Source organism: Mycobacterium sp. ACS4331 (genome assembly GCF_001667265.1).
GTDB lineage: Bacteria > Actinomycetota > Actinomycetes > Mycobacteriales > Mycobacteriaceae > Mycobacterium.
This window is the reverse complement of record NZ_LZHW01000079.1, coordinates 1-13287: the sequence shown is the minus strand read 5'-3', so window position 1 is coordinate 13287 and position 13287 is coordinate 1. Positions and strand designations below refer to the sequence as shown.

General features: G+C 63.7%; 5 protein-coding genes. All 5 read left to right on the top strand.

What is annotated here, in order from left to right; all coding sequences use genetic code 11:
- Positions 1-403 precede the first annotated feature (403 nt).
- Positions 404-2794 (top strand): PE-PPE domain-containing protein, encoded by a 2391-nt coding sequence (locus A5727_RS18990; protein ID WP_157521462.1) that lies wholly within the window; start codon positions 404-406, stop codon positions 2792-2794.
- Positions 2795-3504: 710 nt separating this feature from the next.
- Positions 3505-5742: a PE-PPE domain-containing protein gene (locus tag A5727_RS18985; protein ID WP_197507699.1), complete on the top strand. Its 2238-nt coding sequence runs from the start codon at positions 3505-3507 to the stop codon at positions 5740-5742.
- Between the two features lie 727 nt (positions 5743-6469).
- Positions 6470-8797 carry a PE-PPE domain-containing protein gene (locus tag A5727_RS18980; RefSeq protein ID WP_068253139.1) on the top strand — a complete coding sequence of 776 codons (2328 nt, stop codon included), beginning with the start codon at positions 6470-6472 and terminating at the stop codon, positions 8795-8797.
- A gap of 102 nt (positions 8798-8899) precedes the next feature.
- A complete protein-coding gene (locus tag A5727_RS18975) occupies positions 8900-9643 on the top strand; it encodes a cysteine hydrolase family protein (RefSeq protein WP_068253136.1) in 744 nt (247 codons plus the stop codon).
- 663 nt (positions 9644-10306) lie between these two features.
- The gene (locus A5727_RS18970) at positions 10307-13135 is read left to right on the top strand and encodes a PE-PPE domain-containing protein (RefSeq protein WP_157521461.1); all 2829 of its coding nucleotides are present in this window, start codon (positions 10307-10309) and stop codon (positions 13133-13135) included.
- Positions 13136-13287: the final 152 nt, after the last annotated feature.

The window sequence follows — 13287 nt, the reverse complement described above, 5'->3', positions numbered from 1 at the left end:
TAAGCAGTCGGCGGAGAAGGCCAAGGAGAAGCGGGCCGAGAAGGAACAGAGGCGGACTCCGAAGAGAGAGCTGGCCGCAGCCGGCTGACCCCTTCCGCGACCCCGTTCCGCGGCGCGGGGCCCCCCCCCCCGGGGGGGGCCCATCGTCGTCTGTGCCACGGCTCCTGTCACACAGAAACGATTGGCATAAGTTGACCTTTTGTTGCTGGTGTTGTCGCAAGGTGTTGATCTTGATGTGTTCAGGGCGACGTGATGATTCGTTACCGTAGGTAAAGAACGTATGTGGCCTGCAATTTCCGTCCAGATATGGGCGAGCTGGCAAAGAACTTCGAAAAACCTGAAGTAGTTTGCTACAGTTTCGCCACCCTGTAAGCCAGATCACAAATCGACGGGAGAGTCGACGATGACTTCAGCCCCCACCCCACCGAGGCTGGCCATGGCGAAGACCGCAGCGGTCACCGTTGCGGCGATGGCCACAACCGCGGCGCTCACCGTCGGCGGCACGTATGTTGCGTCGAACGTGGTGCGCGCGGACCGGGACCACACGGTGGCGGCGACGCTGGCGGAGGACGTCGCACTCTCCGCTTCCATCGGGATCTTCCCGGTGGGCCCGGGCGCGCAGATCGCGAAGGCGCTGGGCGCCGGCACCCCGGAGGGAGCGCTGCGAACGCTGGGCGCGCTCGCCGCATTGATCCCGGGTGCACAGGGTGAGGCGTTCCGCGCCAGCCTGGACTCACTGGCGGCGGCGTTCGAGGCGGCGCAGGGCGGGCTTGAGATCCTGCCGCCGGGGGTCCTGCCGGACATCGACTTGCCGGAATGGCTCCAGGACTGGCTGGGTCTGGACATTCCGGCGCTGGGCCTGTCGGCCGGATTGACCCTCGCGTTCCCGGAGATCGCCGTTCCCGCGCTCGGGCCCGCCGGAACCTACGATGCCGTCGCCGGCCTCGAAGGAGATGTCGGCACCCAACTGCTGCTGACGGTGCTGAAATCCGTGATGGCGAACACGGATCTGATTCCGGGCGGGGTGTTGCCCGAGGACCTCGACGCGATTCTTAATCTGGTCAAGAGTCTCCCGCTGAATGTGCCGGGCGCAGAAGATGAAATCAACGTCAGTCTCCCAGGCATCCCGTGGCTCGGAATCCCGCCCACGACCCTGCTGGACATCGACCTGTTCTTCTCGTCCGCCGACCGCATCGCGATCATCCCCACCTTCGGCCTCGGCGGCACCAACGCGGCCATCGCCGCGCCGTCGTTCCTGAAGGAAGAACAGTTCGCGAAGACCGTCGTCCTGATCATTCCGATCCGGAACACCTCGCGCCCTGGCGGCGGCATCTTGGCGATGCTCACGCCGCTGTCGAGCCTGGTCGGCATCAACATGTCCAACGTCGACGGCCGCGGGGGCAACGGCAACGTCACCTTCTGGGACATCACCGCGGCCTACGACATCATGTCCGACGCGCCCTCGACGATCTTCAGCCCGGCGGCCTGGGCGAACTCGGTGACCGGCGCGCTGATGCCGACCTATCTGATTCCTCAGAACGTCGAGCAGCTGGCCGGAGTGGTGGAGGACATCGCCAGCGGCAACATCAGTGTGGACACGGTGCTGCAGCTGTTGGCGTCGGGAGACATCACCGATCTGTTCCACGCCAACGTCGGGCAGGACGGCAACCTCTACATCACCTACGACTCCGGACACCTACCGCTGCTCGAGCCGTTCCAGTTCCTGCCCCGCACCATCAGCTATCTCCCCGGTTTCGACATCTCAACTCCTGGCAGCGAATCGTTCAACGACTTCCTGACTCAGCTGGTGGCGATGGGCTACCAGGATGTGAACCTGAGCGGCGCAGGTGTCGGTCAGATCCCCACATTCGTCCGTGGTTTCGACGAGGGCGGCACTCAAGCGAAGTTCTGGACCAACCCGGTCAGCTTCGAAGCGGGACTGCAGGCGCCGCAGGCGCTGTTCAATGCCCTGATCGGCGACGGTGTTTCGACGGGCCTCACCGGGAATCTGCTGAATCCGGAGGCCCAGCAGCTCACGCTGTTCGGCAATTCGGCGATCGGCGACGCGGTCTATCGAAACGCGCTGACCGTGGCCGTCGCCGGATTTGTTCGCGAGGCCCTGCTGGAACTGAAGAACCAACTGAATCCGCTGTTCGACGCGGTCGACAGCAATGCTGCTGTGGTGGCGTTCGCCAAGCAGCTCGATGCGGCAGCCGCGCAGGCCGACAGCCTGATCTCGAGCGGCGGTGACGAGATCCGCGGCCTCGGCATCGATCTGTCCGGTCCGCTCATGGACGGCAACCGCGCCTTCAACCGACTCGTCGGCGGAGACGCTGGGGGAGCGGCTGAGCTCCTTACGACAAATGCGGTGCAGGACAACGGGTTCTCGGCGGCCGCGCGGTCCGAATCCCCGCAGGACGTCGTAGGCGCGGGCGAGAACAAGCTGCTGCCAGAGGACATCGTCGTGGACGATCTCTTCACGAACCCCGAAGGTGTCGAGCGAGCCGCCAAGGTCGCCGACGCACTCAACCCGCGAAAAGCGCTGCAGGCCGCCGCGGCCGAGGCGGGGGAGCGCATTGAGAAGCAGGTGACCAAGACGCAGAACAGCCTCCGTAAGGCCACCGAGCGCGCGGATCTGGTCCGCGACAAGCTCACGGAAGGTGACATCGCCGGAGCCGCGAAACAGGTTGGTGCCAATGTCCACAACCGCGTCGAGCGGTTGCAGAAGGACATCGACAACGGCGTCAACAAACTGCGCGGAGACAAGAACGACAAGAAGAGCGACGCCGCGTAACGCACACGTGGTTTGGGAGACCGCCTTCGGCATCGCCGGGGGCGGTTCCCTCTTTCGCGACCACTGACGCGGGCAGTGGCCATGAGCCAGCGTCGTACGGTGGCACTGCAGTGGGGTCGCTGGGAGACGGGCTGTTCGAGCTGAGGCGCTTCCCCGCTGAACAGCGGACGCGGTGAGCGCCCGTTGGTGGACATGCAGCAAAGTCATAAACAACCAAAGAGGCGGCTCTCGTAAATTTTTGAGGACGCTGGGCGGTGGACCGCGCCTGATCACTTGGCCAACTCGGGGGATTTTCAAGATCATTTCTCCTGGGACTTCGTCCGGGCCATGAAAGCGCTGAATCTCGGGCATCGAGGTGAGATTCTGTCGACGTTTATCGGGAGGGAAATTCGACACAGCTGTCCTTGATTCTGTATGGATTCCCCAAACTGGATTTGCGCCTTCACCTGCCATAATCGCGGCTCTCCGCGGCATCTGGCGACCCGAAGGGGGATTCGTCAGTTATTGCGCGAACAAGTAAATGGGAAGACGGTCGACCGAGTTGTTGCCCACACGTCAATTCCGATGTTAAGTTCCTGGGAATTCGCTGAATGCGTATTGGGGGGAATATGTCTGGCAGGCATTCCGCATCTACTCGGTCGCATGGACGACGTAGACGTGCGATTCGGGCAAAGAAACTGACTCTCATCGGTGTATCAACAGCAACTGCGGTGTCTGTTGGCCTGACGCCCGCGGTGGCCAATGCTGCGATCAGTGAGACCTACGTGGTGGGCATCCCTGGGTGGCTACCGATCCAGGGTCTGCTCGGGCCGATCCAAACGCTTCCGTCGAACCCCGACGCGATCTCCGAGGCGCTCGTCGGTGCACAGGACGATCTGTTCTACACGGGTCTGCCGACCGAGCTTCTCGGTCTCGACCACACGCCACCGGTGAAGGTCGAGCCGGTATGGCGCAAGTCGGCTGGGGACTGGTACACGACGGGAAATTGGTGGGACGGCACCCTGCGGACTTGGACCCCGCTCCGGGGTCAGTGGGTCGATCCCCGTTCTTACGCTCTGGAGTTTCCGGAGGAGGCGCTCGCCGCGAACGTGGCGGCCGCGCTCACGAACTGGACCTGGTACCTGCAGAACGTCAACCTCGTCGGTCTTGGCGAAGGGGCCATCGCGACGGGAGCGGCATATCAGGCTTTCATCGACGCGGTACGCGCCGGCGACATCGAGGCGGGAGCGCCCCACACTGACCCCAGGGAGATCAGCGTTCCCGGCCAGCCGAGCAATCCGGTGTACCAGGAGATTCGGGAAGGCCTGTATCTCCAGACGCCGTTCGGTGTCGATGTCCCCTCCTGGTACATGCCGCCTCAGGGGTCTCCGGTCTACGACATCGTCAAACCCGGTGGCGTCGTTGACATCACGCTGTTGTCGCTCATCCTGCTGCGAAATCCGGGTCGGGCCAACGGCGGCCTGTTCGCTCGGTTCGCGCCGATCTACGAGGCGGTCACCGGAGTCAACCCGGTAACGCCGGACCGCCAGGACGTGCTGCCGATCGGCGTCGACCCGGAACTGATCACCAAGATCCTCACCGGTGACGTCAGCGACGTCGATGTCCAGGACCTCCTGGATCTGCTGAATGCACTCACGAATGACGGGGATGGCAAGAAGACGATCGTCACCCTCAAGGCGGACGTCACCTGGGAGTACGACCTGCTGTCGGACGCCCCGGCCACTGCCAATCCCATCGCGTGGGCCAACGCGATCGCCTCGTCGTTCCTGATCGCGAACCTAGTGGGCCTTGATCTCAATGACCTTGGCGGGGGAGGGTTCATCGACCCTCGCGACGGCACCATCTACTACACACTTTCGGCCGGTCAACTGCCGCTGCTGGCCCCGCTCCGTCTGCCGGCTCAGCTGCTGAGCGTGGTCACCGGGCAGAACATCAACACCCCGTTCTCCGATGCGATCGAACCGTTCCTGCGAATCCTGACCGACATCGCCTACACAGACGTCGTCCGCAACCCGGACGGGACCTGGGACCGGACATTGGACCAGTTCGGCAACCCAGCACTGTTCGGAACCCGCACTCTGACAAAGGATCAGGCGCTGTATCTGCCCGGCGATCTGATCGCTGCGTTGGGGCGGGGGGTGGGAGACGAGCTCACCGATGTGCTCACACGTGTGCTCGGCGGTGTTGTCCAACTCCTCGGAGCGGTGGGAATCCAGGTACCGCAGCAACAGGTGCAACAGCTGGGGCAACTGCTGGGATTGCCGGGCGAAGCCATCACCACAATCAGCCGAGGGATTGGCAACGGTGTGTCGGACTTCCTGCACGCCATCGGGCCGGTGCTCCCAGAATTGCCTGACCCCAGCCAGTCTGAGCTCCGCAAGCGCCAGGAGGTGGTCGCTCCCGTCGTCGCTCCAATCATTCAGGCCGCCGACAAGGTCGCCTCCCCGATCGTCGATGCGGCTGAGGGGGCCGTGGGGGAGCTGATCGGCAGCGTGCTTGAAGCGACGAGTGCGGGTTCGGGCTCGCAGTCGGTGAATGCCGCCGGGACCACCGAGTCGTTCGATGAGGAGTCATCGGGCTTGCGGGCTGCTGCGATCGAGCGGGCGGACTTCGGCTCAGATCCCGCCGAGCCGGACTCGGCCGTCACAGCCGGCAGTCTGCCTGCAGGCGGCCCGGAGACTGGCCAGACCGTGAGTAAGCGGCCAACGGTATGGGAGCTGAAGCGGAAGCTGGAGCGCGAAAGAGTGAGCGCTGCCGGTGAATTGTCAGCTCCGGACCGCATCGGTGCTCACCGAGAAGGCGGCGTGGACTTCAACCGTGTCAATATCAACAACGAAACGCCCTCTGGCGGAACAACCCTCATGCATGAGGATCGCGACCAGTCGAACGATGGTGGCACGGGTGATGACAGCGGGCCGAACAAGGCACCTGCGAATGACGCCGACTAGCCAGGCTTCGTTTCGCGCCCACGGGGGAGTGGTCTCAGCGACGCAGTGACCATGGCGGCAATCGCTTGGGAGTCGCAGGCACTGATGGAGATCTGGGTCCGCGAACGCCGCGAGGTGGAGGTTGAAGTGAGTGTGCGCCGGCCGCGGCGCCACCTCCGTGATGGCGTGACCCCTGATGTGCTGCATCGACGTCAAAGCCGCGGCCGGCCCGTGGGCACCAACTTACCATGAACATCTGAACAGGTGGACAGATATTGGCGGCCGTCCTCCTGTTACGCGACCCTGGGCGTTCGCCCCCACCTGGGTCGCTCCCACAGCAACAACTTTTCAGCGAGCCCATGGCGTGCCTGCTCAGGCCGAGTGTGTGCGGTCGGCCGCGACGTCGGGTTCACGCAGATTCCCCGTTCGGGCAGGCGGCAAATCAGTTCTGCGGCCAATTCTGATGCCTGAATTTGGCGTCCACCACACATGATTCGGGGCGGGTAGACCCAATCCTCCCCTTATGGCAATGGCCGGCGGGTTCGCGGTTTCCGCGCCTCGCCGTGGCACCGACGTAACTTCAGTTATGGAGCGGCGGCAGATTCGCTCCGCAAAATAGTTGAATGTGCAATGAGTGACCTAGGCCATGCCGCTTCAGGCTCGCTTCATGCAGCTGACTAGCTCAGAATCGCTTAGGAAAAAGCTGAGAGGAACCTGAAAGGGCGGCATGGCACACCGGAGATCACGCATGAAGAAGCTGGCACTCGCGGGTGCGGCATCGATGTCGGCCGTCGCAGTCGGCCTGACGCCGATCGCGGCGAACGCGGCGTCGAGTCAGACCTATTTCGTGGGGTTCCCCGACTGGCTGCCCATCGGCGAGGGGTCGGTGCTGCCGTCTGACCCCGTCGCCATCAACAATGCGATCGTCGCGGCGAAGGACAGGAACCCGCTCATCAGCTGGGGAACCGACGGTGTCGATCTGCGTCCGGTCTGGGTGCGTTGGGTCGACGGTGTGCCTGAGTACACGCTGCCCGAGGTGGGGCAGACCGGGTCGCACACCGAGACCTACCAGGACGTGAATCCGATCTACCAGCCCGCCTATGACACGGCGTACAACGCGGCGTACGCGGCGCATTTTGCTGCCGAGACGGTGAAGGCACTGAGTTGGAACTGTGGACGGACCTGCGCCGAGAACAAGGCTCGTCCGATCGCTCAGCAGAAGGCGACGCAGGATGCCCTGAACGCCGTCAAGGACATCCCCAAGATGATCGACATCAGCATCACGGTTCCCGACTACGGCGTCATCAAGGACGGTTACTGGACGACGGTCACCGCGGGGCAGTGGGTGACGGGGACAGACATCGAGGATCTTCCGACCGCCGGGCAGTTGGCCTATGCCGCCTATGTTCTGCAGAACGGCGACATGAGTGCGCTTGCACCGCTTCTCAACTGGACGGCGTACCTGAGCAATGTGAATCTGATCGCCTATGGGGACGGTGCCATCGCCGCGGGGCAGGCGTACCAGGCGTTCATCGACAGCGTCAACGGCCAGACCCACGAGGGTTACGACCCTTACGCCGTCGGTGCGGCGCTGACCGGGCCTCGCAAGATCGTGTTCGTCGACGACCAGGGCCAAGTCACCTTGATCACGGTTCAGGAGACCAACGATCCGACCGACCTGCCTGACGTCGTGTACCCGGGCTCGGGGCAGCCGCCGGCGTACGAATCCGCCCAGGGCGGAGGTGTTCTCGACATGACGGTGCTGTCGCTGGTGCTGCTGCGCAACCCGGGCCGGGTGAACGGTGGACTCTATGCGCGCTTCGCGCCGATCTACCAAGAGCTCACTGGCGTCAACCCCGTCAGCCCCGACCGCCAAGACGTGCTGCCCGAGGGCGTCGATCCTGCGCTGCTGACGAACCTGCTGAAGGGCGACACCAGTAACCTCAGCCTCGACGAACTCGGCAATCTGCAGGCGGTTCTCGAAAACGCCGACGGCAAACCGATTGTCGTCACCCTCAAGGCGGATGTCGGATGGCAGTACGACCTGCTCTCGGACGCGCCGGCGACTGCCAATCCGATCGCGTGGGCGAACTCGGTGGCCTCGGCGCTGATGCTGACCAACCTGCTCACCGGTGTCGACCTCGATGACCTCGGTGACGGCGGCCATGTCGGTCCGGATGGGACGATCTACTACACCATCCCGGTCGATCAGCTGCCGCTGTTGGCGCCGCTGCGGTTGCCGGCCCAGGTGTTGGGCACGTTGCAGAACCAGGATCCGAACTCGATCAACACGCCGATCGCGGATGCGCTTGAGCCGATGCTGAAGATCCTGGTTAACAGCGCCTACACCGATGTTGTCCGCAACGAGGACGGCACCTGGACCAGAACGCTCGACCAGGCGGGGGTCCCAACGCTGTTCGGCACGCCGACGCTCACCCGCGAGCAGGCGGCCTACCTGGCCGGTGACCTGATCACCGCGCTGGGCCGCGGCGTGGGCACCGAATTGAACGAGGTGCTTCCGGTGGCGGCAGCCGAACTCGCCAAGGCGCTCAACATCGAACTGACTGCAGCGCAGAAGGAGGAGCTGAACCAGGCCCTGGCCGCGGTGGGTACCTCGATCACCGAGCGGGCCAAGGAGATTGGCGACGGCGTGACGAAGTACGTCCGTGAAATCGATGCCCACCTGCCTGCCCTGCCGCCTCCTCCCACCCAGGCGCAGATCGCCGATGTGCAGCGTCAGGTCGGTAAGGCCCTGGCCGAGGCGCGCGACGCCGCCCACGAACTGCGTGACCGCGTCGAGGATCCCCGTGCGCTGTTGCCGTCGTTCGACGACTCAGGGGTCAAGCCGGGAGCGGCCGAGAAGGCCAAGCTCAAAGAATCCGTGCGGCAGGCTCGGGCCGAGCTCAAGAAGGCCGGTGACGAGGCCGCACAGCGCGTGGCGAAGGCCGCCGATGAGGCAAAGAAGCGGGTGGAGAAGACCCGCGCCGAGGTGAAGGCGGCCGTCGACAAGGCGGGCGAGAAGGTGCGCAAGGCCCTGACGCCGCCGAAGAAGGCGCCGCAGAACGACACCGAATGAGCGCTTGACGACAAAGAGCCCCCGTCCACGCGGCGGGGGCTCTTTCCAATCTGTACGAGTCCAAGGCTCGGCACGGGACGGCCGCTTCGGAATGATCGCGGTATGACTGCCGTCTCTGACACCGCCGCTCGGACCACCCCACTGGAACCGGTGGTCCTCGACGCAGATCTTCCCGCCTCGAACGTCGCCTCCATTCCACCGCTGGCACCGCAGTGGCAGCAGTTGAATTTCCGCGAGATCCTCTCGCGCCCGGCGGCGTTTCTGTCTATCAGCCAGTCGAACTCGCTGTACAAGCCCGGCGGTGTGCAGTACGGGGAGGGGCACGCGCTGCGTGGAAGCCTTGAGGCGACGGTGAAGGCCGTCCAGGCCGCACGAAAGGCGCCGAATTTCCGCTCCTTCAACTGGATCGGCTACACGGTGTTCCGCGGCGAGTATCCTCAGACGGACTTCGATCGTGTGCAGTATGCCGGGTGGACCGGGCACTTGGATGCCACGCCGGAGCAGATCGCCTGGGACAACGAGCTTGTCGGCGAGCTTCGTGAACTGGTGGAGCCCGGAGACAACGAGTTCTTCGAGAAGGCACTGCAGACAGCCTTTGTCGGCACGGACCTCCCCGGGGCTTTGGCCAGGCAGAAAGTCGAGGTGGTGGTGATCACGGGCATCCACCTGGATTGGTGCGTCGAGGGCAACGCGCGTGCGGCGCGCGACCATGGCCTGCTGCCGATTGTCATCGGTGACGCCACGGGCGCCGTTCGGCCCGATCAGGAGCCTGCCGCATTCGAGCGAATCAACAACTTCTTTGCCCCGGTGATCAGTTCCGCTCAGTTCGTGGAGTGGTTGAGCTAGCAACTGTCCCGGGGTGGACTGAGCGTCTCCCAGCGACGATCCCGTTGGTCGCGGCGAGATCCTGGGCCGGTCTCATCTGAGCTCCCCCTTCGGGCTGCCTTGCTTTCACCCCCCGTCTCGCAGAGCTGGCGGCTCGCAAACATGGACGTTGTGCAATCTGAGACGAATGTTGCTACAAACGGTTCTGCTGGACATTAGCTGTGGGCGATCTTCAAGTGAGAACGGCTGTTGTCGTCTCGTAACTCGAACTTTGCAGTGGCAACGATCATTCTGACGTTCAGCGAATCGTGTGTTTCGCCTAATGACACCGGTTGTAGTGGGTGTTACGACGTGGGGGCCACTTCCGGCGAATCCGGTCGACCCTTAGTTCTGGTAAAGGTTTTGGGTGCCCTGCTTTGCGGCAGTCCCAGTTTGCCAGACCGATCAGTTTGATGACGCAAACAGTTGCCACTGCTTGGGCCTGGAAAATAAGCATCCGCGTCAATGGAGTGTTAGCGTCCCTCAGGCAAGCTGAGAACAAACTGAGAAAGGCCGGGGGGAATGGTCAACGGGGATCTGGGAAACCGTAGGGAGCGTCGCGCGCGGGCGAAGGCGGCTGCAAAGAGTAGGGCTATCACAGCAACCGCATTGAAGGGGAATGCCGCCAAGGTCGCATTGACTGGCGTGGCCTTGGCCAGTGCGATGGCTGTCAGCGTCGCACCGTTCACGGCGGAGGCCGCGACATACATCGTCGGGGCGCCCGACTGGCTCGGCGTCAACAACATCGAGAACGATGCCGACACGATCTACGAGTCGATCGTGCAGGACCGCGAGAAGCCGGTTGTGACCCTCGTGGGGTGGGGCACGGGCGGCGTTGACCTGAAGCCGGTGTGGGTGCAGTGGTACAACCCGAATCTGGGTGGGTTGGAACTGGGCGACATCGATGTCGGAAGCCTGTCCGCGGCTGAATTGGCCACGCTGCTGACTCAGCTGGATCTCGGCGAGCTGACGGATACCGACAATGACCAGTACTACACGCCGCGGACGTGGGGGCAGGTCGGCACTGAACAGGTGTTGGTCGACAACCCGGAGTATCAGGCGGCTTTCGAGGCCGCACTGGCTGAGGTCATGCAGGAGGACCGGGACAAGATCTTGGCGTCGGACAAGATTGACGTCACGTTCTCTTACGCGGTGGCACAGCCGGATTGGTGGACGAAGGGGTACTTCGGAGTCAGCTTGGCGAGCGTGATCGGACCCTGGTCGAGTCAGAAGATTTTTGGCAAGCCGGTGGCTGAAGGGGTTACAACGACTGTCACCATTGACAATCCCTTCAAGAACGACCCCGTCAAGCTCGATGCGTTCCTCAAGACCGGGGTATACACAGGGCAGTATCCCGTGGTCATCAACGACCCTCTCGGGGCTCTTGGAATCGCGAGGCCAAACGGTGTGTCCACGACCGTTTGGAATGCTCTGACAGGCTTCGTCAAGCCAATCAACATCGGCAATGTCCCTTATTCCTTCGACCGCACCAAGTTCGGCATTCCCGGCGAGAGCTGGGAAGACCGCGCGGAAGCCGCCGTTGACCCGAGCATCCCCAAGCAGATCTATGAGACGCAACCCGTTGAGGGCTGGCTGCCCGGCGGCTGGACCACCAACACCTTCGGGCAGTGGGTGTCACCGACCGACGACATCACCGGACTGGAGGATCTCGACCTGGCCGCACTGCTCAGCGGGGACATCGATCTGTCCGATCTGAGTGCGCTGACGGGCATGTCCACGCGTGATCTGGCGTACTACCTGTCCGGCGACCTGGGATTCCTTGCGCCCCTGCTCAACTGGACCACCTACGTCTACAACACCAATCTGATCGGCTACGGCGACGGCGCCATCACGGCCGGGCTGGCGTACCAGAAGTTCATCGACGCGGTGACCTCCGGCGAGGTCAAGGCCGGAGCACCGCAGACCGACGGCCGCTACATCAAGATCACCACCGACGCGAACGGCAATCCCGTGGTACAGGAGGTGAACCACACCGTCGGCAATGGTGGTCTCGACGAGATCATCACGTCCTACCCGCTGCCCGGCGACCTGAACTTCCCGGACATGCCGACCAATCCGGACGGCAGTCCGCGCTACCCGGCGTACACCGAGATTCCGGGTGGTGTGCTTGACCTTCACCTGTTCACGCTAACCCTGCTGCGTAATCCGGGGCGGGCCAACGGCGGTCTGTACGCCCGCTTCGCGCCGATCTATCAGGAGCTCACCGGCGTCAATCCGGTGTCTCCGGACAGCCAGAATGTGCTGCCGGAGGGGCTGGAGGGCCTGGACATCGCCAAGCTGCTGCTTGGTGAGGGTGGGGCGCCGAACATCCAACTCGATGACCTCGGCAATCTGGTGGCGATCATGGAGAGCGCCGACGGCAAGCCCATGGTGATCACCATCAAGACCGATCTGACCTGGGAGTACGACCTGCTCTCCGATGCTCCGGTGACGGCGAGCCCGGTGGCGTGGGCGAACTCGGCGGTGGCGGCGCTGCTTGCGGTGAACCTGGCGTCGGCGCTGGTCAACTACGAGGACAGCGGACTGGACTTCAACAGCTACACCGGTCCCGACGGCACCATCTACGGCACCGTCACCCTTGACCAGTTGCCGCTGCTGTCACCGATCCGGCTGGTGGCCGGTGCGCTCGGCGCCGCAACCGGGACGGACATCAACACCCCACTGGCCGACGCCCTGGAGCCCCTACTGAAGACGTTGACCAACGTCTCGTACACGGACTGGGAGCGGGTGGTGGAGGCCGACGGCACCATCACCTACGACCGCACGCTGGACCAGATGCACGTTCCGACATTGTTCGGCACCGAGACGATGACCCGCGCCCAGAAGGCACAGCTGGCCGGTGACGTCATCAGCATCCTGGGGGCCGGCATCGGCGCCGAGATCACCGACATCAACGGTCGCTTCCTTGGGCAGGTGGAGAAGCTTCTCGGTGCGCTCAACGTGACGCTTCCGGCCGAACTGAAGGAGGCGTGGCAGAAGACCGTGCCCGTGGTCGGTGACGCAATCACCAAGGTCAGCTCCGAAGTTGGCAAGGGTGTCAGCAAGTTCCTCACCGGCGTGGTGGGGGCCGTGGAACCGAAGCTTCCGAAGGAACTTCAGCAGCCCTCCTTCGGCGAACAGCAGACGCAGCTTGCCGCAGGCCAGCGCGAGGTCGGTAAGGCCGTGAAGGCGGCCAAGGACCGCGCGGATGAGCTTTCCGAGCGGGCGACGGATCTCACCAATGACCTGCGGGATCGCCTCGAAAAGCCCGGTGCCCAGGATGAACTCATCCCGACGGACGGGACGGACTCCACCCAGTCCGTCAGCAGGACGCCGGTGAAGGACGCGGTCAAGAAGGCCGAGGCCGGTCTCAAAAAGGCCGGTGCCGACGTCAAGAAGGCCGTGGACAAGGCCGTCGACAAGGTGAAGAAGGCCGTCACGCCAAAGAAGAAGACGACCGAAACCTCCGAGTGATCAGCACGATCGACGGGCCCCTGCGGGGGGCCCCCCCCGGGGCCCGGGGGAGGGCGGGAAAAACGGGGGGTTAGGGGGGGGTTTTGAATTGGGGGAAAGCCGTAATGAAGCTATGAAAGGGCGGTTGAACCGCCGTAATTAAGAAGGGCACC

Bases quoted from the DNA above. Each gene is read 5' to 3' on its own strand.
- A5727_RS18975 (WP_068253136.1), top strand. From the start codon at position 8,900: ATGACTGCCGTCTCTGACACCGCCGCTCGGACCACCCCACTGGAACCG.
- A5727_RS18980 (WP_068253139.1), top strand. From the start codon at position 6,470: ATGAAGAAGCTGGCACTCGCGGGTGCGGCATCGATGTCGGCCGTCGCA.
- A5727_RS18990 (WP_157521462.1), top strand. From the start codon at position 404: ATGACTTCAGCCCCCACCCCACCGAGGCTGGCCATGGCGAAGACCGCA.